Origin of the sequence: uncultured Mailhella sp. (assembly GCF_947631555.1) — a bacterium.
In the GTDB taxonomy this organism is placed as follows: Bacteria; Desulfobacterota; Desulfovibrionia; order Desulfovibrionales; family Desulfovibrionaceae; genus Mailhella.
The window spans coordinates 1-23,791 of record NZ_CANRLT010000010.1; the positions used below are offsets into that span (position 1 = coordinate 1).

At 60.7% G+C, this 23,791-nt stretch carries 16 protein-coding genes; 4 read left to right on the top strand and 12 right to left on the bottom strand.

Annotation, left to right across the window (positions count from 1 at the left end):
- The first annotated feature begins 21 nt into the window (after positions 1-21).
- Both Q0Z94_RS02510 and Q0Z94_RS02515 read left to right on the top strand, forming a co-directional pair.
- The gene (locus Q0Z94_RS02510) at positions 22-4,662 is read left to right on the top strand and encodes a hypothetical protein (protein ID WP_298067411.1); all 4,641 of its coding nucleotides are present in this window, start codon (positions 22-24) and stop codon (positions 4,660-4,662) included.
- Positions 4,663-4,750: 88 nt separating this feature from the next.
- On the top strand, positions 4,751-5,875 hold the full coding sequence (locus Q0Z94_RS02515; RefSeq protein ID WP_298067413.1) for a hypothetical protein: 1,125 nt from the start codon (positions 4,751-4,753) through the stop codon (positions 5,873-5,875).
- Positions 5,876-6,211: 336 nt separating this feature from the next.
- On the opposite strand, the gene guaA is transcribed toward Q0Z94_RS02515, so the two are convergent.
- The 11 genes from guaA to Q0Z94_RS02570 all read right to left on the bottom strand — a co-directional run bounded on the left by guaA (position 6,212) and on the right by Q0Z94_RS02570 (position 19,404).
- Complete coding sequence (guaA, locus tag Q0Z94_RS02520) at positions 6,212-7,771, bottom strand: glutamine-hydrolyzing GMP synthase (protein ID WP_298067416.1); 1,560 nt, start codon at positions 7,769-7,771, stop codon at positions 6,212-6,214.
- Positions 7,772-7,827: 56 nt separating this feature from the next.
- Positions 7,828-9,285, bottom strand: a complete 1,458-nt coding sequence (gene guaB / locus Q0Z94_RS02525; RefSeq protein WP_298067420.1) for an IMP dehydrogenase — start codon at positions 9,283-9,285, stop codon at positions 7,828-7,830.
- 217 nt (positions 9,286-9,502) lie between these two features.
- Positions 9,503-10,273, bottom strand: a complete 771-nt coding sequence (gene pssA / locus Q0Z94_RS02530; protein ID WP_298067425.1) for a CDP-diacylglycerol--serine O-phosphatidyltransferase — start codon at positions 10,271-10,273, stop codon at positions 9,503-9,505.
- A 21-nt stretch (positions 10,274-10,294) separates the two neighbouring features.
- On the bottom strand, positions 10,295-10,948 hold the full coding sequence (locus Q0Z94_RS02535) for a phosphatidylserine decarboxylase family protein (protein WP_298067428.1): 654 nt from the start codon (positions 10,946-10,948) through the stop codon (positions 10,295-10,297).
- 21 nt (positions 10,949-10,969) lie between these two features.
- Complete coding sequence (locus Q0Z94_RS02540; RefSeq protein ID WP_298067432.1) at positions 10,970-12,025, bottom strand: R3H domain-containing nucleic acid-binding protein; 1,056 nt, start codon at positions 12,023-12,025, stop codon at positions 10,970-10,972.
- A 12-nt stretch (positions 12,026-12,037) separates the two neighbouring features.
- On the bottom strand, positions 12,038-13,639 hold the full coding sequence (yidC, locus tag Q0Z94_RS02545; protein WP_298067433.1) for a membrane protein insertase YidC: 1,602 nt from the start codon (positions 13,637-13,639) through the stop codon (positions 12,038-12,040).
- Positions 13,632-13,904 carry a membrane protein insertion efficiency factor YidD gene (gene yidD, locus Q0Z94_RS02550; RefSeq protein ID WP_298067434.1) on the bottom strand — a complete coding sequence of 91 codons (273 nt, stop codon included), beginning with the start codon at positions 13,902-13,904 and terminating at the stop codon, positions 13,632-13,634. The genes yidC and yidD overlap by 8 nt, the downstream gene beginning before the upstream one ends.
- Positions 13,901-14,284, bottom strand: coding sequence for a ribonuclease P protein component (gene rnpA / locus Q0Z94_RS02555; protein WP_298067435.1), 384 nt, complete (start codon positions 14,282-14,284; stop codon positions 13,901-13,903). The genes yidD and rnpA overlap by 4 nt, the downstream gene beginning before the upstream one ends.
- Before the next feature lie 371 nt (positions 14,285-14,655).
- On the bottom strand, positions 14,656-14,790 hold the full coding sequence (rpmH, locus tag Q0Z94_RS02560; RefSeq protein WP_298067437.1) for a 50S ribosomal protein L34: 135 nt from the start codon (positions 14,788-14,790) through the stop codon (positions 14,656-14,658).
- Between the two features lie 228 nt (positions 14,791-15,018).
- A complete protein-coding gene (locus tag Q0Z94_RS02565) occupies positions 15,019-15,474 on the bottom strand; it encodes a type III secretion system chaperone (protein ID WP_298067438.1) in 456 nt (151 codons plus the stop codon).
- A gap of 45 nt (positions 15,475-15,519) precedes the next feature.
- Positions 15,520-19,404, bottom strand: coding sequence for a DUF3626 domain-containing protein (locus Q0Z94_RS02570; protein WP_298067440.1), 3,885 nt, complete (start codon positions 19,402-19,404; stop codon positions 15,520-15,522).
- Positions 19,405-19,734: 330 nt separating this feature from the next.
- On the opposite strand from Q0Z94_RS02570, the gene Q0Z94_RS02575 reads away from it, so the two are divergent.
- Complete coding sequence (locus Q0Z94_RS02575) at positions 19,735-20,604, top strand: pyridoxamine kinase (RefSeq protein ID WP_298067441.1); 870 nt, start codon at positions 19,735-19,737, stop codon at positions 20,602-20,604.
- Between the two features lie 334 nt (positions 20,605-20,938).
- Positions 20,939-21,325, top strand: coding sequence for a VOC family protein (locus tag Q0Z94_RS02580; protein ID WP_298067443.1), 387 nt, complete (start codon positions 20,939-20,941; stop codon positions 21,323-21,325).
- A 214-nt stretch (positions 21,326-21,539) separates the two neighbouring features.
- Here Q0Z94_RS02580 and Q0Z94_RS02585 read toward each other — a convergent pair whose 3' ends face one another.
- On the bottom strand, positions 21,540-23,654 hold the full coding sequence (locus Q0Z94_RS02585; RefSeq protein WP_298067445.1) for a sodium-translocating pyrophosphatase: 2,115 nt from the start codon (positions 23,652-23,654) through the stop codon (positions 21,540-21,542).
- Positions 23,655-23,791 lie beyond the last annotated feature (137 nt).

The window sequence follows — 23,791 nt, forward strand, 5'->3', positions numbered from 1 at the left end:
GGTGCGGACTTCTTCACGGCCATGAACGAGCCTGACCTCATGCCTGCCGCAGGCCCCGGCGGCAACACGGCTCCCGGCGGCGGGCGTTACCACGAATACGCGAACATGGCCCTCTATGACGGCCTTGACCGCCTGGGCGGCCTCGATGTTGGCTGGCCGGACGGCGGCTATGAGCCGGAAATCGACGGCGGCCTTGGCCTCAACGACACTGGGATGGAAAACGGCATCCCCACCATCACCCCGACAGATCCCAACAGACCCTGGGATCCTGATACGCCCGTTTTTCCTCCACACGATCCCGATGACCCGTTTACCCCGGGCGGCAACACCAATCCCTTCACGGGCCGGGATGTGCTCACGGTGAGCGAGCGCGGACTGAAGGACGGCACGGATCCCAGCGCCCCCACCACGGCGCAGGGCAGCATGCATGTGGAATCCCGGGACGGCGTTGAACGCCTCGAAGTGGGCGGAGAGGTCGTGTACGAAAACGGCCAGTTCACGCCAAAAGACATCCCCACCGATGAAGGCACGCTCCACGTTACCGGTTTTGATCCCGAGACCGGCGAACTTACCTATGAATATGAGCTTGACCATGCTTCACAGGAGCACAGCGAGGAGGGAGCCGACAAGAAGTTCGGCCACGACATCCCCGTCACGGTGACGGATCCCGATGGCGACAGTGCCTCTTCCACCATCACCGTGGTTGTGGAAGACGATGCGCCGGATGCGAAGGACGACAAGGTAGGCATCAAGGAAAAGCAAAGCGTCACGGGGAATGTGCTGAAGGGTGAAGCCACAGTTGTGGAGGCCGGCAAGGAACCAACACCGTGGGATACCGATGGCGAAAACAATGGCGATGTGTACGGTGCTGACGGACAAGGCACGTTCGGCGAAAACGGGGCTAAGGTTCAGTGGAATGTAGAGGAATACAGGAAGAAGGATGGCTACGAGGTAAAAGAAACTGAAGACGGCGACATTACCGTGACGACCCCCGGAAATGGCACAGTCACGCTGCACCCGGACGGAAGCTACGAGTACACGATCGGCGATGTCGACCAGGGAACGACCGTGCCGGATCTGGAGTTTGGCTACACGATCACGGACAAGGACGGGGATGTTGACAAGGCTACCCTGACCTTGAGCACGGATCACACTCCGGATGGAAAAAGGGACGATCCGAAAGAGCCAGAGAACCCGGATGATCCGGACAAGCCTGAAACACCTATTGATCCTAACGGCCCGGAACTCCAGCTTGGTGCCATCGTGGTGGACGAGGCCCTGCTTCCGGGAGGCTCGGGCGAACACGATGGGGAAAAGAATCCCAACGGCCATGGCGACGGCCATGGGCTGACCGGTCATGGCGGATTTACTCTCGACCTGCACGGTGAGGGCGGCACGGTCACGCTGACGGGAAAGGATGCAGACGGAAATGAGAAAAGTCTCTCCTTCACGGTGACGGTAGACGAGGACGGAAAGCTTCACTTTTGGGACGCTGAGGGTAAGAACGAGTTGGAAGAAGGCAAGCTTTCTGACCAGCTCACGATGAACGGCGTCACCATGAAGGACCTTCAGATCTCTGAAACAGACGATGGTCAGATTCATGTTGAGTATGGGTATACTCTGGAGAAGAACCAGGAGCACAAAACCGATTCGCTAGGTAAGGATGAGGATTCGCTGAAAGGGCATTTTGGGGTGAAGGTTACGGACGATAGCGGCGACACGCTCCAGGGGCAGATCACCGTTGAGGTTCATGACGATGCTGATAACACCGAGAATGTGACGCATAGTCTGCACTGGGGCAGCAGGGTGTTGGGCAACGTTACGGATAACGACAGCTTCGGCGCCGATATACCGAACGGCGTGACATCAAATTCTGCGGATTCCCAGTCGCCGACCTGGAACGGGCAGACGGTCACATGGGACGAGACGGATCTCTTTGAATTTACTAAGGGCGATGATAACGATACCATAACGTGGGAGACTGATGCGGACGGCCATACCGTCCGCGGCACGACCACGGACGGATCAAAGATAACGCTGTACGAAGATGGCAGCTATGATGTCAACGTTGCCGATGGCGAAACGATTACGGATCTGGACATCGGCTACACGCTGAAAGACAGTGACAACGACAGCAGTCATAGTGAGCTGCACATCACCATTGAGGGTAGCAAGAATCCCTCCAACCCCGACACGCCTGGCGGAGAAACTCCCGACCCCGGTAACCCTGGCCCCGATACCCCTCCGTCTGATCCGACTCCTGTGGTGGAAGAGCTGGGCGACGACCATAACATCTACGCGGGCGGAGTGACCGCACAGTCGGTGGATGTGCCTAACGGATTCAATCTGGCCATCGTGGTGGACATTTCCGGAAGCCTACACGATATAGATAAAAGTAATGACGGAGGCAACGAAGGGGAGAATTGGAATACCCACGCCACACTTAAGGGAGTGTTGAATGGTGTAATAGAGGCAATCGATCAGGCTCTTCAAGATGCTTCCGACAGTCATATCGTTGTTTTCGGGTTTGCCGGTTTTTATGAAACACTCTTTGACAGCGAGACGATGCTTAAAGGCACAACTTGGGATGATCTCAAGGCACTATGGCAACAAAGACTAGACGCTGGAGCCAATCCGTTCAATGGAGAGGGGCTTGACAGTTTGTACATGAACGGAACCGACTATGGCAACGTCCTGCGCGGTGTTGAGAAGTGGTTCGGTGAGCAAACTGGTGATGGTATGCCCAACAAGATGCTGTTCATGAGCGATGGCGGAAACGGCGGCTATACGCATCCTGACGATTACATTGATCCTGAAACTGGGCAGGTTGTACAGGAGGGTAACATTAAGCTGTTTACCGACGCAAACTACACGCAAAAGCAAGACTTTGGGAATGGAGATTTTTACTGCCCCAATGGACTGGGCGAGGGTGAAATTTTTTATGTAAACGGGCAGGCATACGAATTTCATCTGGAATATCGTATGTTTTCTGACAAGAGCACTTGGGGGAATGGTAATTCCAACAGAAAATTTGGCTCAATATACGACCTGCTGAATTGGGAGGAGGACAATAGCTACCATCAATGGAATGATTCTGAACTCGGCTCCTATGGAGGATATGGCAATAAGGGAGTACACTGGAACGGTCGATATAATGAAGCCATGCGCTTCTATGGCATACCTGTGAATGAAGATGGTACATTGAGGGAAGGTGGGAATATCTACGGTGTGCGCGCAATGGGGGGCTGGGATGGAAATCTTCCACAGGAGCCACAGAATTCAGACGATTACCGTACCGGTAAACCTAACTGGGGAGATAAGTATTTGGATGATCAACTGAAGGCTTTCCAAAACCTTCAAGAGCAGCATCACGTTGATACTGACTGCTTTTTTGTCGCTGCTGACAACGCTGAAGAACGACAGAAAGCGTTGGCTAATATCTACAACTACATGAATCCATTGGATTCAGATAAGTATGTGCCTGCGCTAAGCGGCGGCGAACTCAGCCAGCAGTTTGTTGACGCGATTAAGGATTTTCTCAAAGAAATGCCTAATTCCGAAATCGTCCTGGCCGGTGAGGGCAACGATATCGTGTTCGGCGATGCGATGGATTTTGCTAGCCATACGGAGTTGGACGGCAAGGCTCCCTCGGACTACGGCAAAACCATTGCCGATAATGCGAAAGCGTTTGACCAGTCCCATTCCTGGTTGCTGGACGAAAAAGGGGAGCCCCTTACAGACAGTCAGGATGCTCGGATCCCCTTTGACGGCAATGATGTCCTCGTGGGCGGTTCCGGCAGCGATATCCTCTACGGTCAGGGCGGCGATGACCTGCTCATCGGCGACGGCTGGGATACAAGCGAGAAGCTGTTGCAGCTGTTTGGCGACGCACAAAGCGGCAAAGACATTGTGGCCGAGCTTCGCGACGATATTAATAACGCAATACAAAACGGCGAGGGCAATCCCGGCGATGCTCTGGAAGATGTGCTGTCCAAGTTCGAAAGCGACATCACTCCAGGCAACGACAGGCTCTTCGGCGGCGAAGGTAATGACATCCTGCTTGGCGGAGGCGGCAATGACGAGCTCGATGGCGGCGCCGGGGACGATATTCTGCACGGTGGATCCGGCAATGACTATCTCGACGGCGGTGACGGCAAGGACTACCTCTTCGGCGGTTCCGGTGATGACAAACTCTATGGCGGCGAAGGCAGTGACTACCTCGATGGCGGTGCAGGTTCGGACACCCTTGACGGCGGTTCCGGCGACGACCTCATCGTGTATCGCAGTGACGACTACGCCGTGTTCGGCGGCGATGGCATCGATGTGCTGCTGAGCAACGACAAGAACGCCGACAGTCTGGACGACCTCCTGAACGCTCAGCTTGGCGGCGACAAGCCTCAAGTACATGGCGTGGAACTCTTCCTCAAGGGGGACGGCGTGGAAGACCTGACCAGCCTGAGCGACCTGGCCCAAAAAGCTGGTATCACCGTGCACGAGGATAATACGGTCACGCTTGAAGGCTGGACATGGGACGCGAACAACAAGGTTTATGTCAATGAAGAGCACGAAGGCTGGACGCTGGAAACCACGCTTACACCGCAGGGCGTGGATGAAGCGGCAACGCAGGCGGCCAACCAGATTCTGCTCAGCCAGCAGGGCTAAACTGTAACCATCGGCCGGGGCGGGGCGACCGCTCCGGCCTTTTCGTGCCCGCCGTCCGGCATTCCGGGCGGCGGGGTGTGAGAATGGCATGCGTATTCTCATTGTCAACAGCAATTTTCCGGGCCGCCTGGGAGCGCTGGCCCGCTATCTGGCCGTCTCCGGGCATGAGGTGCTGTTTGCCGCCGCCCACGGCAGGCGGGAGTCTGCTCTGGAGGGCGTGCAGCGGGCCGTTCTGAAGATACGGGCCAGGGTCCGCGCCGCGGAGGGGTGCGGTTTTCTCACGCTGTGGAAACGGGCGATCCTTGCCGGAGAGCAGGCCCTGGCGCCGCTGCGCCTTTTGGCCGTGGAGTTTCGCCCGGACATGGTACTCTATCCCCATGCGGAAGGGCTTACCTTCTTTATCCGGCAGGCGCTTCCCCTGGCGTTTCACGTCTTTTATCTGACGGGAGCCGAGGCGCAGGCCGGGGCGAACCTGTACCAGCTGCGGGTGCTGGAAAGCGACTGCTGCGTGGCTTTCAGCCGTGCGGAAAGGCGCATTCTGCCCGCGGAACTCCAAAACCATGTGCGACTGGCAGCGCCCTGGGTGGAGGCGGAGCTTCTCGACCCCGCGCTGGCGCAGCCCTTTCTGCCGGAGACGCTGCCTCCGGGCGCGGAACTGCTTTCGGCAGACATGCGCGGTCTGGACGAGGCACAGGAAGGCGCCGTGTACAGGCTTGTGGCGGAAGTGCTTGCCCTGCGGCCACGCTGCCACGCGGTGCTGGACTACGGTGAGAGCGGCGGCCTCCGCGCGCGGTGTCTGCCCGAGGGACTGCGCAGCCGTCTGCACACGGCGGAATTTCTGCCCCTTGCGGCGCGGCGTGACATGCTCTGCGCCTCTTCGCTGCACCTTTGCCCGAACGAGGCCGGGCTTTTTCCCGGCAGACTGGAGGCCATGAGCTGTGCGGCCTTGATCATGTCGCCGGTCTTGCAGGAAGACGCGGCGGTTCTGCGCCCAGGAGAAAACATGCTGCCTCTCCCGCAGGACAGTCGGAAGCGGCTTGCCGCCGTGCTCCAGGCGCTGGATCACGCCCGCGAATTCACGCCGCTGCGCGCCCGCGCCCGAGAAACTGTGCTGGCGGCCTTCACCCCGCAGGCCGTGCTTCCCGGCCATGCCGCCATGCTTATGGAGGCGTATGCGGCAAAGAGGGCAGGGAAGACCGTATCTCGCGGATAAATGAGAAGGGCGGGGATTTCATCCCCGCCCTTCATGCAACAGAACAACTGAACTGGCGGCGTCCAGCGTCGCTCCAGAGACCCGGCTTTCATCCAGCAAAAATATTTGTGCCTGGGGCAATAGGCTTTCAGTCCTTCCGGCATGGGGGCAACGAGTTCCGCCGCCTCTTCTTGCCGCCCCGCAGAAAGGACGGATGGATGCGCTCTGAGTCACTACACTCTGGGAGTTTCACTGCCGGCCACCTTCCCTTCCCTACCCCTGTGAATAGAGAAACCTGCTGCGGACTGGGGCCATTCTGTCCCCGGGCCGCTGGACAAGAGTTTGCGGTCTGGGCGGCTATTCCCACTCGATGGTTGACGGCGGCTTGGAGGAGATGTCATAGACCACGCGGTTTACGCCCTTGACCTCGTTGATGATGCGGCCGGAGATGCGGGCCAGGAGGTCGGCGGGCAGGCGTGCCCAGTCCGCGGTCATGGCGTCCACGCTTTCCACGATGCGCAGGGCGATGACATGTTCGTAGGTGCGGCCGTCGCCCATGACGCCCACGGTCTTGAGCGGCAGGAGCACGGCAAAGCCTTGCCAGACCTTGCGGTACCAGCCGGACTTTCTGAGTTCGTCCATGACGATGACGTCGGCCTTGCGCAGGATCTCAAGCCGGGACCGCGTGACTTCGCCGATGACGCGGATGGCGAGGCCGGGGCCGGGGAAGGGATGCCGCCAGAGGATGGAATCCGGGATGCCCAGTTCCGCACCCACGGCGCGCACTTCGTCCTTGAAAAGCTCGCGCAGCGGTTCGATGAGGGCCATGTTCATCTTTTCCGGCAGGCCGCCCACATTGTGATGGCTCTTGATGACGGCACTGGGGCCCTTGTAGGACACGGATTCGATGACATCGGGGTAGAGCGTGCCCTGGGCCAGGAACTTCACATCGTGCCCTTCGGCCTTGATGGCGGAGGCTTCCCTGTCAAAAACGTCGATGAAGGTATGGCCGATGATCTTGCGTTTCCTTTCCGGGTCTTCCACGCCGGCGAGAAGGTTCAGGAACTGATCGGACGCCTGTACGTACTTCAGATTGAGGTCGAAGTGCTCACGCAGGTAGCCCACGACTTCCTCGCCCTCGTTCTGGCGCAAGACGCCGTTATCAACGAAGATGCAGTGCAGCTGATGGCCGATGGCCTTGTTCAGGAGCACGGCCACCACGGTGGAATCCACGCCGCCGGACAGGGCGCAGATGACGTGGCTGTCGCCCACGGTTTCCCGTACCTGCCTGACCACGCGCTCAACGAAGGAACTCATGGACCAGTCGGGTTCGATTTTTGCCACCTTGAACAGGAAGTTGCGCAGCATCTGCGTCCCGGCTTCGGTGTGATGGACTTCGGGATGGAACTGGAGGGCGTAGATGCGGCGGGCGTCGCAGCTCATGGCCGCCACATCGAGGGTGGCGGTGCGGCCGGTGACGATGAAGCCGGGCGGCGGGGTGCGCACCTTGTCGCCGTGTGACATCCACACGCGGGAAGGCTTGCCCTGAGTGAGTGCGTCGATGCCGTCCCACAGGGGGCAGGGGGCGGCGCTCTCAAATTCGGCAGGGCCGTATTCACGGGTTTCGGATTGGGAGAGTTCGCCGCCCAGAGCCTGCGCCAGAAGCTGCATACCGTAGCAGATACCCAGCACCGGCACACCCAGTTCCAGCACACTCCTGTCGAGCTGCGGAGCGTCCTTTTCGCCCACGCTGGCCGGGCCGCCGGACAGAATGACGGCGTCGGGCCGCATGGTGGCAAGTTTTTCCGCGCTGATTACGCAGGGATGGATCTCGGAGTACACGCCGGCCTCGCGGACGCGGCGGGCGATGAGCTGCGTTACCTGGGAGCCGAAATCGAGGATGATGACTTTGGACATGCGCGCTCCAGAAAACGTGTTCCGGCCTGGACGGGCCGGGCCGGAACGCGGGTGTGTTAGTTTTCGACTTTGTAGTTGGGGGCTTCCTTGGTGATGATCACATCGTGGACATGGCTTTCCCGCAGGCCGGAGGCGGAAATTTCCACCATGCGGGCCTTGTGGTACAGCTCGTCCAGCGTGGCGGCCCCCAGGTAGCCCATGCCGGAACGCAGGCCGCCCGTGAGCTGATAGATGGTGTCGCTCACCGGACCGCGGGCGGGCACACGGCCCACAATGCCTTCGGGCACAAGTTTCTTGGTGGGATTCTGGAAATAGCGGTCGGCGCTGCCGGAGCGCATGGCGTCGATGGAACCCATGCCGCGGTACGTCTTGTAGGCGCGGCCCTGATACAGAATGGTTTCTCCCGGACTCTCGTCGGTACCGGCGAGCAGGCTGCCCACCATGACGGTATGCGCACCGCTGGCCAGGGCCTTGACCACATCGCCGGAGAACTTGAGTCCGCCGTCGGCGATGCAGCAGCGGCCGGCTTCGCGGGCGGCGCGGCTGGCCTCCATGACGGCCGTGACCTGCGGCACACCCACACCGGCGACCACGCGGGTAGTGCAGATGGAGCCTGGGCCAATGCCGATCTTCACGGTGTCGGCTCCGGCCTTGACCAGAGCCTGCGCGCCCTCGTAGGTGGCCACATTGCCCGCGATGAGCTGGCATCTGGGGAAGGAGGAGCGCAGCATTTCGATACTGCGCAGGACGTTGGCGGACTGTCCGTGAGCGGAATCGAGCACCAGAACATCAACGCCTGCGGCCAGAAGCTCGGAGGCGCGGTATTCGCAGTCCTTGCTGATGCCGATGGCCGCGCCCACGCGCAGGCGCCCCTTGTCGTCCTTGCTGGCGTTGGGGTACTGCTGAAGTTTGTCAATGTCCTTCATGGTGATGAGTCCGCGGAGCTGGCGCTGATCATCCACCACCAGGAGTTTTTCGATGCGGTGGACGTGCAGGTGATGCTTGGCTTCCTCAAGCGTTGTGCCCACGGGCACGGTGACGAGGTTTTCCCGCGTCATCACTTCGCAGACCAGCGTGGTCTGAGGCTCGGTGACAAAGCGCACATCGCGGTTGGTGAGTATGCCCACCAGAGAATTCTGCTTGACCACGGGAAGGCCGGAGACGCTGAACTCGGCCATGAGGTCGAGCGCGTGCTGGACGGAGTCGTCGGGGGCCACCGTGACGGGGTCGATGATCATGCCGCTCTCGGACTTCTTGACCTTTTCCACCTGAAGGCGCTGGCCGGCCACGTCCATATTCTTGTGAATGATGCCGATGCCGCCCTGACGGGCCATGGAAATGGCCATCTCGGATTCCGTTACGGTGTCCATGGCGGCAGAGATGAAGGGGATGCCCAATTTGATTTCGGGAGTCAGCCAGGCCGACACATCGACCATGTCCGGGGTGACCTCCGAATATTCCGGCACCAGGAGAACGTCATCGAACGTCAACGCCTTACCAAGCACAGTGGCCATATCTTCCTCCAATGGTTGGCTGAGGTACGAAAGGATGGGTCAGAATATCCGCAGAGAGGGCTGCTGTCAACCCGGAAAACAGACCGGGAACGTCACCTTTTGCGAAAAGTGTTTTCATAATTTATTGAAATATAAGAAGAATAAAGGGCGGTGCTCGGTAGGCAAGACGGGCACAAAGAAGCCCCGCTCCGGCGGGGCTTCTGCACGGGAACGGGAATCAGTTTGTCTGTGTGCGCGCGGCGTCTTCCGCCTCAGGATCCAGCTTCCTGCCCCGCCGGCGCAGGATGAAGGTATAGACCGGGCCGGACAGGACATAGAAGAAGAGGATGAGGAAGCAGAACAGCCGGGGCAGGGAAAAGACCATGCTGAGGATGAACAGAACCGCCACCATGGTGCGGAAGGGATGGCGTTTGATGAAGCCGTATTCCTTGAAGGAGAAGTAACGGATGCGGCTGACCATGAGCAGCGGCACGATGATGGAGATGAGCAGCGTGACCACGGGCAGGGCGGGTTCGAGAAAGGCGGGGAAGAAGGGCATGAACAGCACGAACGTGGCCATGACGCAGGCGCAGGCCGGCGAGGGCAGTCCCACGAAGAAGCGTTTGGAAGTAGTGCTCACGCCCACGTTGAAACGGGCCAGACGCAGCGCCGCGCAGCCGCAGAACAGAAAGGCCACGGCCAGACCGAGGCGGCCGAACTCATGGAGCTGCCAAGCGTAGGCGAGCATACCCGGGGCCACGCCGAAGGCCACGTCATCGGCCAGCGAGTCGTATTCGATGCCGAACTGACTGGCCGTGCCGGTGAGCCGGGCGACCTTGCCGTCCAGACCATCCATGGCGGCGCTGACCAGTATGGCCCAGGCCGCTTCATCGAAGCGCCCGGCAAAGGCCAGAATGATGCTGAAGAAGCCTGCGAACAGGCTGGCCGTGGTGAAGAGGTTGGGAAGTATGTACACACCCCGCGAGACGGGTTTTCTGGGATCGCGCATGGTTCCTCCCCGGGTGCTGGATTAGAGGTTGGAGAAGGTTTTTTTGGCCAGAATGCTCTGACCGGCGAAAACCTGATCGCCGATGCTCACCGCAGGGGCGTATTCCGCAGGGAGATAGACGTCCACGCGGGAGCCGAAGCGGATAAGGCCGAAGCGCTGTCCGCGGCGAAGCCTGTCGCCCTGTTCGGCGTGGGGCACGATGCGGCGCGCCACCAGACCGGCGATCTGCACAAAGGTCCAGCTTTCGCCGGACTCATCGCGCATTTGCCAGATGCACTGCTCGTTGTCCGTGGAGGCCTTGTCCCAGGAGGCGTTGAAGAAGGCTCCGGGAAGGTAGCGGATGCCGGTTACGGTTCCGGCCACGGGTGTGCGGTTCACATGGACGCTGAAGATGTTCATGAAGATGGACACGCATTGCTTCGGTTCGCCGTCAAAGGGATCCTCGCGCCGTTCGATGCGGATGATCCGGCCGTCGGCAGGGCTGACGGCGATGTCGGCCTCCTGCGGCACCACCCGTTCCGGGTCGCGGAAGAAGTGGACGGAGAACACCAGCAGAATCAGGGCGCCAACTGTCGCCATCCACCAGTCGAGCATGGCGGTGCAGAGGGAAAGGACGGTCAGCAGTCCTATGATGGGTGCGCCTTCCGGGGCAAGACCGATGCTGGGCCTGTTCATGAAAGTCTCCTTTGACCTCATTCAGTCCTTGCGGCGCAGGATAACCACATGCTTGAGCGCACCTTCGCCGGAACTGCGGGTCTGAACATCGGGGTCGTCCTGAAGCGCCAGATGGATGACGCGGCGCTGATAGGCGCTGAGCGGGCGCGTGGTCTGCGCCTTGCCCGTGGCCTTGACCTTTTCGGCCAGGGTCAGTGCCAGCTCCTGAAGCCGGGAGTCCTGCCGCATGTGGTAGTCGCCGGCGTCCACCTGGACGCGAACCTGCGCCCCCATGAGGCGGGTCACCATGCGCGTGGCCAGATACTGCACGGCGGCGAGGTTCTGCCCGTCTCGGCCGATGAGCAGGCCCGTTTCCTCACACTTGACGGAAGCCTGAACGCGGTCATCGCAAAGTTCGATGGTCAGATCCACCTCTGCGGGCGTCAGGTCGAGGATGGGGGCTACCAGATGGCTGATGACGCTGCGCACCTGATCCAGCAGCTTGTCCTGATCCAGTTCGGCCAGGGGCACAAGAGGAGGAAGGGTTTCGGCGGCGTTCTCTTCGGTTTTTTCCGCGGCTTCCGGTTTCGGAGCGCGGTGCGCCGGTGTGCGGGGCTGGCGGGGCTGACGGGTGCGGCGGAGCTTGAGAGCTTCCTCCTGTTCGGGCTGGGGGACGGAGGGCTGCACTTCGGGAGTATCCGCCGCGCTTTCTTCCGCGGGAAGAGGCGTTTCAGCGCGTTCAGGTTCGGGGGCGGAAACGGTCGGCTCCTGCGCTTCGGGCAGGGCTTCAGCCTGTGACAGCGTTTCCGGCTGTTCGGGCGCTTCGTTTTTCTCGCGGCGACTGCGGCGGCGTTTCCCGTCAGTGCGCGTTTCGGTGCGCGTTTCGGTGCTGGCGGCCGGGGGCTGCATGAAGTCGGGCAGCGTGGCAAGGCGGGCGTGGATGCGGGCCTTGCGCGCACCGACGATGCCGAAGATGCCGGTTTTGGCGTCTTCGATGATGTCTATTTCCAGCTTCGCACGGGGAACGTCATAGTAGGAACATGCTTCAGCGATAGCCGCGTCCAGAGTCTTGCCGAGAAATTCTTTGGAGTCGTTCATGACCTGTCCTCTCTACTTGGTCCTGTGCAGGGTCCAGGACTGCTGGAGGATGGACAGGATATTGTTGCACAGCCAGTACAGAACCAGCCCGGATGGGAAGTTGATGAACATCACGGTGAAGACCACGGGCATGATGAGCATGATTTTCCGCTGCTGCGGGTCGCCCATGGCCGGGCTGAGCCACTGCTGCAGGAACATGGTCGCGCCCATGATGAGCGGGGTGATGTAGAATGGATCCTTGACGGAGAGGTCGGCCAGCCAGAGCAGGTCGGTACCGGGCAGATAGGTGATGAAGGAGGCGTGGCGCAGTTCGATGCAGTTGAGCAGGGCCTGATACAGTGCCACGAACACGGGGAGCTGGATGAGGATGGGCAGGCAGCCGCCCATGGGGTTGACGCCGTAGGTCTTGTAGAGCTGCATCATTTCGCGGCTGAGGGCTTCCTTGTCGCCTTTGTGCTTTTCCTGAAGCTGCTTCATCATGGGCTGGAGCTTCTTCATCTGCTCCATGGATTTGAAGCTCTTGCGGGAGAGCGGCCAGAAGACGATCTTGATGAGGATGGTCAGCAGGATGATGGCAAGGCCCCAGTTGCCCATGAAGCTTTCAAACAGGGTGAGCAGCTTCAGCAGCGGCACGGCCACGAAGCTGAAGATGCCCATGTCGATGGAGGACTTCAGGTCGTTGGGCGCGGCGGCCAGCAGGTCGCGGCTCTTGGGCCCGAGCCACCAGGAGGTGCTCAGAGTGGTGGGCTGCCCGGCGGTGAGGGCCACGTCGCTCAGCTCCACGGCGGTGCGCCAGACGCCGCCTTCGGTGATGCGGCCCTTGAACACGGTATTTTGCCCCTTTTCGGGGATGACGGCGGAGAGGAAGTAGTTGCTCATGGTGCCGGCCCAGTAGATGTCGCCGTTCGCCATGACGCCTTCCTTCGTGAGGTCTTCAACGTCGGTGTCGCGGTCGAGGGAGCCTTTGAGGTTCCAGGCCATGCTCATGACATCGTACTGGTTTTCACTGCTGAAATTGGTGGAGCCGAGATTGTAGCTCATGCGCGCCACGGAGCCGGCCGCGGGCGTGAGGGTGACCTTCTCGTCCATGAGGTAGGTCGAGGCGTGGAAGGTGATCTCCCGCAGGATGCGGATGCCGTTCAGCTCGCCCTGAAAGGTGAGTTTGGCGTCGCCGTCTTTAAGGGTAATGTCGGAGCCGTCAAAGCTCCACTGCCCCATGTTCCACGAGGGCTGGCCGTTGATGAGCAGGCCCATGGGGGCGACGGTGGCCGCTGCGGGCGTCACCATGTTGAGATCCGGGGAATCGGGAAGCAGATTGGCTTTGTAGTGCTTCAGCGTGAAGGACTGGAGTACGCCGCCGCCGGAATGGAAGACGGCGGTGTAGAGGGGCGTGTCCACGCGCACTTCGCGGCCTTCGGAGGGGACAAACTTGACCTGGGGCACGATGGCGGCTGGGGCGGGCTGCGTGGGCACGGGTGCAGGCGCGGTCTGTTCAGCGGCGGGCTGAGGCGGCGTGGGTTCGGGGAGCCAGCCCATGTACTGGGCCAGGCCCTGCCAGCCGAGAATGATGACGATACAGGCGACGACGGCGATGATGAGGCGGCGGTTATCCATGGCGTTCCTGAGTGTCCGCGTGAGGCGCGGAAAGGTGAGCGTTGACGGGGGGGACGGGGTCGAAGCCACCCGGGTTGCCCGGATGACAGCGCAGAATGCGCCTGATGGCGAGCCAGAGACCTTTGGCAGGGCCATGCCTCTCGATGGCTTCTATGGCGTAGGTGGAGCAGGAGGGATAGAAGCGGCAGCAGGGAGGATAGAGCGGCGAGATACAGCGCTTGTAGAACCGAATCGGCAGGATGAGAGTTTTTTGGGCGAGGTTCATGCTTCCGTGCCTCCGTCGCCCGGACGGGTCAGCGCGCCGAGGAGGGGGAGCAGTTCACGTTCCGCGAGGGCCAGATCAACACTGTCCGCACGTAGGTGCTTCTTGGGCGTGACCACGATGTCCAGAGCGGGCATTTCCTGCTGATGCAGGCGGAAGAAGGAGCGCAGAACCCGCTTGATGCGGTTCCTGGCTACGGCGTTCCCACTTTTTTTCGTGACGGCGAGTCCCAGACGCCCATGACCGATGGAAGCGGAATCACAGGTGAATACCACGAAGGACTTCGTGAAGCGGCGTTCTCCCCCATCGTAGCAGGCGGCATATTCCGCCCGGCGGGTGAGACGGCGCTCTCTGGGCCACGTCAGGGGCATGGGGACGTTCATCAAAAATTCCTTTGTGGTTTGAGCCCCCTTCTGGGAGAAAAGAGTAGTTGACAAAACGGCGAAGCCGATGAAATCCTTTTCCGTACCCCCTCCCTTCCTTAACCGCCAGAGGCGCGAGCGTCAGCGAGCTGATAGCGCAGGCGGCATATTTGTCCGGCTTTGCCGGCAAACATGGTCGCGCCGCCGAAGCGGGGAAGGGAGGGGCAATCCGCACGGCCCCTATCCGTCGGTTGCGGAGTCAGTCGGCAGATGGGGCGACTGTGGATTGAAACATGACACACAAGTTAAACGCAAAATTTGGGCGTGGCCCATGTGCCGCGCCCGAAAGATGCGCATGTCTGCCCGGCCGAAGAGCGGCCGGAAGATGGGCTTTACGCGGACAGGCTCTTACGGCCCTTGGCGCGTCTGCGGTTGATGACGGCGCGTCCGTTGGGAGTGCTCATGCGGGCGCGGAAACCGTGGGTGCGTTTTCTGCTGATTTTACTGGGCTGATACGTTCTTTTCATGACGCAGGGTCTCCTTGGTGAGATTGAACACAGGTATATAGCTTGCCCTTTTTCCTTCGTCAAGTGCAAAGACGGGCAGAACCGTGGCAGCGGAGGCGGCGGTCCCGGCGGGAAGCCTGCGGAACGGGGCGGCTCCGGCCGCGTATCGGCCCCCGCCGCAGGGCGAAAGCGTCAAAACGAAGCCGGAGACCCGCGCTCCGCCTGAACCACGCATCACCGGAGGCCGCTTCAGACGAACATCCCGTAGGCGTTCAGATCGGGTCTCTCCAGAGAAGCCTCCCCGCCCGCCTGCCTTTCTTCCTCGGGCAGGCGTTCCTTCCAGTGGATGACCTGGGCGAGAAAAGCGTTCAGCGCCTGTTTCAGGGCGGCGAGGTCCTCGAAGTTTTCATCGTGGCGTTTCCAGAGTACCACGGTATTCAGTGCGCCGTGGACGGACAGCGCAGCGCCTCCCGTTTCAGCACCGAGCAGGGAAGCCTGCATCAGCCTGAGGCAAAGCCCTTCCGTCTGCACGGGCAGCTTGCCGAGTTCGCAGTACAGAATGAGCGAACGGTCTTCCGGATCCCGGACGAAGGTCACTTCATGTTCACCATCGAAAAGCAGCGAACACTGACCGTCCGCATCGAAAGCCAGACCATCGAGTCCGGTGGAAGTTCCGAGCTCTTCAAGCAGTGTGGACAGTTCCAAGGCAGATTCCTTTTCAGGGCGGGCCGTGACCGGCCCGCCCGCGGGTTAACGATAGTAGCGGGAAAGGATGGGGAATATCTGGGGATTGTCTCTCACTAAGTTCTCGATGTACGTCACGAAGTCTGCGGGAGGAAGCATCCCCTGGGCCTGAACATCGCCCTCAATGAGGCGGGCCAGAGCCTCACGCTGCGCCATGAGTGTGCTGGCTGCAGCGTAGTCGCCGCGGGTAGCGGTTTCGCCTATGCGCTCCTCCAGATCTCGCCATGCCGTACCCTGCCGGACGACTGGATTGCAGAGGTAGTTGAGCTGCTCGGCTTCACGAACCAGTCCTTCACGCAGTCTCTGGGCTGCCGGACAGGGGCGTTCTCCATTCCTGCCGTGCAGGAACGAAAGACGCGAGAAATCGAAGACCAGGCCAAGGCGGACTATGTCCAGGCTGTCGGCGGACTGGATAAGGAGGCCTTCCACCGTGTCCACCGTGGTGCTGTCATGGGTGATGCCTGCGGTAACGGCCTGTTCGTAGGCCCCGCCCATGGCAGACGCGCCGTAGGCTTCACGCATGGCGTTCACTGTAGCAGCGGCACTGGCGCCTTCCCAACGATCCGTTCCGTTCCCCTGGCGGCCTATGTCGTGCCCGGTGATGCCGCAGAGCACGGCGTTGCGATCTACGGGCACGTTCTGTTCCTCGAGGATGGAACACAAGGCCGAAGCGAAGATATAGCTGCGCACGATGTGTCCGCGCCCGTGAATGGCGGAGGGGTCAAATTGCCGCTCATGATTAAGATAGGCATCAAGATGGTTGATGAGGAAGTTCCGCCTGTCCTCATGGGTGGCGGGCATATTCCCCGGGACGGCTGCGGAGGGGAAGGGGGCGTATGCCGGATGATTGGCGTCGAACCGCGCCATCGCCAGCGGGATCTCCCGCCTGAAGATGTCGCGGTGGCTTTGGGGGACGAGCGAAGCTTCAGCAGTCAGCCCGAACCTGACGTGCTGATGCAGCGCTTCCAGGCTTGCACGGTGGTTGGTCATCAGGTTGAGGCTGGCCTGCCAGCCGCGGGCTTCCCCATCCTGCGTGTTTGCGGCGGGCGGGACGTTCTGGTTCATGTAGTTGCCTATGATCTGCCACGCACGGGCACCGTCGCCTCCCGCATTCTCGGTAGCGGCGTTGATGGCCTGCTGCAGGTGTCCATAGAGCGTGTTCAACCTTTGCAGAGGGCGGACGTTCACCACGTTCCGGAGATGGTTGTCCATCATCTGGACAGTTGCCATAGCATTGGTGATGTCGTCCCTTACCTCCTCGCCGCCTTCTGCGGGCCCGGAATAGATGATTTGGGCCAGATTTTCATGCAGCGGCCGAAGCGCATTCAGGCGCGTGTAGAGTACGAGCCATTGTTCATCGGTCAGCGGCGGCTCGCCGCCTTCCAGGAGGTCGCAGGCGAGGAAAGAAAAACGGTTCCCATCCCCTTGAATGTTGTCTTCGCCGTACTCGACGCCCCGCAGGGTATGTGCGTAAGCGGTTATGCTTGCCCGTGACTGCATGGCGGCCTCTGCCAGAGTATGGAAGGCCTCTGCCTCCGACAGCGGCGGATCGGATTCGACGATAGTGCGCAGAGCCGTAGCCTGACGCTGGGCGTTATCAAAGATGAACTGCAGCTCCTGCGGAGTCCTGACCTGAGAAGTGCGTATCCATGTGGAAAACATCTTCTTCTGGGCAGAGGTCAGAGGAAGCTCATCCAGTTTGGCGAGCAGGGCGGATTTTTCCGTAAGGATCTTCCTTGCCTCGGAGGCAAAGGCACTGAAGGCGATGTCCTCGGGACTGGTTCCATGCCGGCTTTCCCGCTTGAAGTAGTCGTCAAGGTTTTTCAGGATGTTTTGCCGCAGTCTGTCAAGCGTGATGCCGCCCAGAATATCGCCCTCATCGCTGAAGGTCTTCAGCCCGAGCTCCTTGCTGAAGCTGCGCAGGTGATCCTGGATATGTTCAAAGATGTCTGCCATGGAGCGTTCAATGTCCTGCCGGAAGTGTTCGTTGAAGTACCGGCGTTCGGCCTGTGCCATCCCCGTGTGCCGGAACATCTGGTCGCTTACGGTCTCCATCTGAACGATGGATCCTTCCTGTATGCTTTGCGCGACGGTGCTATCGAGACCGCCCGAGGTGAGATAGACGACCTTGACGCCTGTCTGACGGCTGAACTCTTCCATGCGCTGTATGAGCTGCATGCGCTCCACTTGACTCATCGGATCCAGATCAACGCGGACTTCCTGGATGTCGCGGCTGGCAATAAGCGGCCCATGTATCTGCGCTTCGATATATCTTGCGCCCGCGAGGGAGAACGAGGGCGATGCTCCCGCAGCGCGGTTTTCTGCAGCGCGCGCCAGTGACGCCCCGTCCAGAGGGGTGAGACCGGGGAGCAGGGATTCAAGGTTGTCGTAGGTGGCCGTTCTGGCGCGGGTGGCCGCAGCATCGCCGAAGGCCAGAAGCATGACGGCGCTGAACCTGCTTGTGTTATCCTGGGAAGCATTCCTGTCCGCGCCCGTGAGAAGATCCTTAACAGATTGGGGAATGTTCCTGAACTCTTCGGCGTTCCACCCCCCGATGAGTGCTCCCTCGTTGAACCACGCTTCCAGAGCGCGGTGTTCTGCGGAGTTCGGATCCCTGAGCGTTGCGATTGCCTGGGCAGGCAGGCGGGATCCTTCGAGAAGCGCATAAAAATTGGTTCTGCGTTCAGGCGTAATGCTGAGAGAGGGGGAGTAGAAGGTGTCATCCACAACGAAGGTGGCGCGGCGAGCCACTTCCGGTCTGAGGATAATGGAGCAGGAACCATAGCCCTGCGAGGCGTTCGAGAGGTTCTGTCCGGATACGTTCAGACTTCCGTACACGGGGCGCTCATCGGCGATGGCGTCGTGCCCTGCGAGTTCGGGGAAGAGGAGAGTTTCCACCGAGTCGCGCTCCTCCACATAGCCTTCACCCTTGGGATGTTCGTCCTGGTCGTGCAGATGGAAAATCGTGGTATAGGGCTCATCGGGATGGGTGACAAAGGACGTGTCGCTCATGAGGAGACCTATATCGACATTTATGGTAAGCTCGCTCTGGCGCAGGACGTCTCCCATTTCGCTGGGGGTGGCCGAGATGCCGTGGGAGGTCAGCATCTGCTGCTCTTCTGCGGAAGTCCTTTCGCGCAGGGTGGCGCTCTCCGCGGCCACGTTCGCCAGCGTATGCAGGTTGGCCGCGGTGATGTCGTGTTCATGCTCCTTGGCGGTGCTTTCCTCACGCCAGTACTGCAGGCTCAGGGAGCCGGGCCGCATCGAATTGTATTCCTCGGCCTTGTCCGGTTCCTTTGCGGAAAGGTCGTCCAGAATGCCGTTGGAGACGCGGTTGCTCATTTCCTTGAGGACAAGAGCCTGAAGGTCGAAGAGCTGGGCGCTTGCCGAACTCGCGTCCCCGGCGTTGGGATTGATCAGGCCTTCGCGCTTCAGAGCCGTCTGCACCAGATCCATTTCCGCGGTCGTGAAAGACTGGTAGAGCGCAGCAAGTTCGGCGTTGCTCAGGCTTTCCACGGCGGGAGCGAACGTCCAGAGCCAGTCCTGACGCTGCTCCTTCGCGAGCGCATCCAGATCGATGAGGCGCGTCAGATATTCGAGGTTGGTCTTGAGCGCAGAAAGGAGTTTTCCGGCGTCGAGCGTGCCGGGCCGCAGCAGCACGTCCAGAGTGTGCCTTGCGGAAGCCGCAAGACCTTCTTTACCTCTGTCAACTCTGGTGGCAGCGCTGAAGCCCTGGAAGGGAATATGGTTGGCTTTGATGCTGTCGAGTTTGATGGGTGCGTTCTTGCCGATCTGTACCTTGTGGTCGCCGTACACACCGGTTTTTCCCGTGATACCGTGCTGTTCGAGTTGATTTTTGACGACGGGATCGGCCTGAATGGGAGTGGTCATAACATGCTCCTTCTGCTGCTGGAGGTTTTCTTCAGCAGGAATGATGCAATAATCGTGCCAACACCGGCGCGGGGACGAAAGGCGTTCCTTTCCGGCGCGAAAAAGAAGGCGCGGCGTCCAGCGTGGACGAGAAAAAGCGCGTGATATTTCAGCGGATTCTCTGGAAAAAGAATACTAGGCGGGCGGAGAAAAAACAAGCGGAAAATTGCCGCGCAGGAAAAAGGGGCAGGGGTGGCGCTGCGGAGAGCCTGGAGGCGGAGAAGCCCCGCGGCCGGGGTGACAGCGGGCGCGTTTGCTGGTATTGTTTCCAGGCATACAGGGGGAGGATTCATGCAGAGTGCGCCGATTCTTCGCGTTGCGGCTGTCCACGATCTTTCCGGCTTCGGCCGCGCCTCTTTGACCATAGCCATCCCCGTGCTGGCCACTATGGGCATTCAGGTCTGCCCCCTGCCCACGGCGGTGCTTTCCTCACAGACATCCGGCATGGAAGGCTTCACCTTTCTGGATCTCACAAGCCAGATGGGTCCTATCATGGATCACTGGGCAGAACTGGGCCTGCGCTTTGACGCCGTGTATACCGGCTTTCTGGGCAGTCCGGAGCAGTCCGGCCTTGCGGGGCGCTGTATCCGGGAATTTCGCAAACCCGGCGGACTGGCGGTGGTGGATCCCGTTCTGGGCGACAACGGCCGCCTTGATCCCACGCAGACGCCGGAGATGGTGGAAGCCATGCGTGCCTTGATCGCGCAGGCGGACGTTGTCACGCCCAACCTTACGGAAGCGGCCTTTCTGCTGAACGAAGAGTTCCGCCCGGACATCAGTCCCGAGGGCCTGAAGGATCAGCTCCGCGCCCTGTCCGCCGCAGGCCCGTCGGCCGTGGTCATTACCAGCGCCCCCGCGGCGGATCCGGGCTGTACGTCCACCGTGGCCTATGACGGACGCCGTTTCTGGAAGGTGGACGTGCCCTACATGGACGCCTTTTACCCCGGCACGGGGGACGCCTTCGCCAGCGTGCTCACGGGCAGCCTCCTGCAGGGAGACAGCCTCCCCGTGGCTGTGGATCGCGCCGCGCATTTCGTGCTTCTGGGCATACAGACGACCTACGGCTACGGCGACCTGCCCCAGCGCGACGGTGTGCTCCTGGAACGAACCCTCCCGTCCCTGCGTATGCCCTTCCTCGGCGGTGCTTATCAGGAGTTCTAGGGGGCGTTTCCTGCGGCGGCGAAAAGAGCCGGGAGTGCGGTAGTTCCCGCACGACGCTCACATCAGGAGGGGGGAGGAAGACCTTGGCTAAGAGGCTCCGCGGGCAGCAGAAACGGGAACGGCAAACCCTTCGATTTAATATAACTCTTCAAATTAAAAAGGAATCTTGCCGATGTGCCGTTGACGGCGCCGTGAGTCTGTGTTAGAAAATCAGAAATTTTCCGTCTTCCGTCACGGGAAGCCCTGATACGGGCACGGCCGGCGGGAGTCTTTCCTGCGCACAGGGCCGGCGCCTTGGGCACAGGCAAGGGAAACATCCAGACAGGAGGTCATCATGAAACTCGCCCATCTCCATATTCTTGTCCGTGAAATTGACCCCGCGGTGGACTTTGTGACCGAAGTCCTCAAGGGCAAGCTGCAGAACCGCGATCCTTTGAAGGGCAGCCCCAGCGCGGAAATCCTCGTGGACGGGCTCAAGGTCTGCCTGAAGGAAGTCGGGAAGGACTGGGAACTGCCTCAGCCCACCGCCAAGGTCTGCGGCTACAACCACATCGCCTTTTCCGTGGAGAGCCTTGACGCCGCGCTGGCCGAAGTGCTGGCCGCTCCCGGCGTCCGTCTGGCGGTGGAGCCGTTCATCATTTCCGACAGGAAGCTCCGCTGCGCGTTTATCGCCGGACCTGGCGAAATCTATGTGGAACTCATGGAGAGCCTGAAGGACTGAAGCCGCTCACCTTGGACTGCGCAAAGGCCGTTCCTGCACGGGAGCGGTCTTTTTTGTGCGTAGTGACAGGGAAGGAAGAGAGCGGCGGGCCTGCGGGAGGAGATAGAGGCGTAACGAGCCGCGCTTTACCGCGGGGACGCAGAGAAGAAAAGAGCCGCGGCGCAGCCGCGGCTCTGGTGGAAACGTCCCGCAGACGGACTGCGGTTTCCTACGTTCAGGCGAGGGCCTGGAGGAGCAGGAGGGCGACGATGTTGATGATCTTGATCATGGGGTTGACGGCTGGGCCGGCAGTGTCCTTGTAGGGATCGCCGATGGTGTCGCCGGTGACGGCGGCCTTGTGGGCCTCGGAGCCTTTGCCGCCGAAGTTGCCTTCTTCGATGTACTTCTTGGCGTTATCCCACGCGCCGCCGCCGGAGGTCATGGAGATGGCCACGAACAGACCGGTGACGATGGTACCCATAAGCATGGCGCCGAGGCAGGAGAAGGCCGCGGTCTGTCCGCCGCAGGCCTTGATCACATAGTACAGGACCACGGGAGCCAGCACGGGCAGCAGCGAGGGAATAATCATTTCCTTGATGGCGGATTTCGTGAGCATGTCCACGCACGCGCCGTAATCGGGCTTGCCGGTGCCTTCCATGATGCCGGGGATGTTGTGGAACTGGCGGCGGACTTCAATGACGACAGAGGATCCGGCGCGCCCCACGGCCTTCATGCTCATGGAGCCGAAGAGGTAGGGGAGCAGACCGCCGATGAACAGGCCCACCAGAATGTAGGGATCCTGAAGGGCGAAGCTCACGTTGAGGTTGGGGAAGTAGCGGCTGAGGTCTTCGGTGTAGGAAGCGAAGAGCACGAGCGCGGCCAGAGCCGCGGAGCCGATGGCGTAGCCCTTGGTCACGGCCTTGGTGGTATTGCCCACGGCGTCGAGGGCGTCTGTGATTTCGCGGATGGATTCGGGCAGACCGGACATTTCGGCGATGCCGCCGGCGTTGTCGGTCACGGGCCCGTAGGCGTCAAGGGCGACGATCATGCCGGCGAGGGCCAGCATGGTGGTGGCGGCCAGAGAGATGCCGAACAGACCGGCCTGCGTGTAGGCGAACAGGATGCCCACGCAGATGATGATCACGGGCGCGGCGCAGGCTTCCATGGAGACGGCGAGGCCCTGAATGACGTTGGTGGCGTGGCCGGTGGTGGAAGCCTCGGAGATGCTGCGGACGGGCCGGTAGGAGGTGGAGGTGTAGTATTCCGTTGCCACCACGATAAGGCCGGTCACGACAAGGCCCGTGAGGCAGCAAAGCAGGAGGTTGCCGCCGGAGAAAGCGTTGCCCTGAATGACCATGCCGTCTTCACCCCAGAACACAAACAGGGTGACAAGGGCGATGAGTACGGCGGAGATGACGCCCGTGGCCGCAAGCCCCTTGTACAGGGCGCGCATGATGTTGCCGTCCGAGCCGAGCTTCACGAAGAAGGTGCCGAGCACGGAGGCGAGGATGCACACGCCGCTGATGAGCAGCGGGAACATGACCATTTTGGTCTGGAGCGCACCGTCGAAGAAGATGGAGGCAAGCAGCATCGTGGCCACCACGGTGACGGCGTAGGTCTCGAAGAGGTCGGCGGCCATGCCGGCGCAGTCGCCCACGTTGTCACCCACGTTGTCGGCGATGACGGCGGGGTTGCGGGGGTCGTCCTCGGGAATGCCGGCTTCGACCTTGCCCACGAGGTCCGCACCGACGTCCGCACCCTTGGTGAAGATGCCGCCGCCGAGACGGGCGAAGATGGAGATGAGGGAAGCGCCGAAGGACAGCGCCACAAGAGCCTGCATGACGTGTTCCTGCGAGACGCCGAAGAGCGTCAGAACAGCGTAGTAGACGGAGACGCCGAGAAGTCCGAGACCGACCACCAGCATACCGGTGATGGCGCCGGACTGGAAGGAGATGTTCAGCGCGGGAATCATGCCCTGTTCAGCGGCGGCAGCCGTGCGCAGGTTGGCGCGCACCGACACGTTCATGCCGATGAAACCGGCGGCACCGGAAAGCACGGCGCCGATGACGAAGCCCAGAGCCGTGAGGAAGGACATGGAGAACAGCAGCAGAACGGCGACCACGGCGCCAACAATGGCAATGGTGCGGTACTGCCGGCTCAGGTAGGCCTGTGCGCCTTCCTGAATCGCACCTGCGATGCGCTGCATGTCCTCGCTGCCGGTGGATGCGGCGAGAACGCGTTTGGCCGTCTTGCTGGCATAGTACAGCGCGAAGGCCGCACACGCAAAGACGATCACCAGAGAGATGAGAGTCATACTTACCCCCGACAGGTAGTCAGAATGTGTAAACATTAAGGACAGGTTCGTTCACTTTGCCCGATACCCTGCAATGGCAGGATGGAAGGATATAAGAAAATTTCGGGAATGACAAGCCTCGGAAGAAATTCTTTCGCTTTCAGCGCACCGGAGCGGGCTTATGCTTTTGGTGT

Bases quoted from the DNA above. Each gene is read 5' to 3' on its own strand.
- yidC (WP_298067433.1), bottom strand. From the start codon at position 13,639: ATGGATAACCGCCGCCTCATCATCGCCGTCGTCGCCTGTATCGTCATC.
- yidD (WP_298067434.1), bottom strand. From the start codon at position 13,904: ATGAACCTCGCCCAAAAAACTCTCATCCTGCCGATTCGGTTCTACAAG.
- Q0Z94_RS02585 (WP_298067445.1), bottom strand. From the start codon at position 23,654: ATGTTTACACATTCTGACTACCTGTCGGGGGTAAGTATGACTCTCATC.
- rnpA (WP_298067435.1), bottom strand. From the start codon at position 14,284: ATGAACGTCCCCATGCCCCTGACGTGGCCCAGAGAGCGCCGTCTCACC.
- Q0Z94_RS02510 (WP_298067411.1), top strand. From the start codon at position 22: ATGAACGAGCCTGACCTCATGCCTGCCGCAGGCCCCGGCGGCAACACG.
- pssA (WP_298067425.1), bottom strand. From the start codon at position 10,273: ATGCGCGATCCCAGAAAACCCGTCTCGCGGGGTGTGTACATACTTCCC.
- Q0Z94_RS02515 (WP_298067413.1), top strand. From the start codon at position 4,751: ATGCGTATTCTCATTGTCAACAGCAATTTTCCGGGCCGCCTGGGAGCG.
- Q0Z94_RS02535 (WP_298067428.1), bottom strand. From the start codon at position 10,948: ATGAACAGGCCCAGCATCGGTCTTGCCCCGGAAGGCGCACCCATCATA.
- Q0Z94_RS02580 (WP_298067443.1), top strand. From the start codon at position 20,939: ATGAAACTCGCCCATCTCCATATTCTTGTCCGTGAAATTGACCCCGCG.
- guaB (WP_298067420.1), bottom strand. From the start codon at position 9,285: ATGGCCACTGTGCTTGGTAAGGCGTTGACGTTCGATGACGTTCTCCTG.
- Q0Z94_RS02540 (WP_298067432.1), bottom strand. From the start codon at position 12,025: ATGAACGACTCCAAAGAATTTCTCGGCAAGACTCTGGACGCGGCTATC.
- Q0Z94_RS02570 (WP_298067440.1), bottom strand. From the start codon at position 19,404: ATGACCACTCCCATTCAGGCCGATCCCGTCGTCAAAAATCAACTCGAA.
- Q0Z94_RS02575 (WP_298067441.1), top strand. From the start codon at position 19,735: ATGCAGAGTGCGCCGATTCTTCGCGTTGCGGCTGTCCACGATCTTTCC.
- guaA (WP_298067416.1), bottom strand. From the start codon at position 7,771: ATGTCCAAAGTCATCATCCTCGATTTCGGCTCCCAGGTAACGCAGCTC.
- rpmH (WP_298067437.1), bottom strand. From the start codon at position 14,790: ATGAAAAGAACGTATCAGCCCAGTAAAATCAGCAGAAAACGCACCCAC.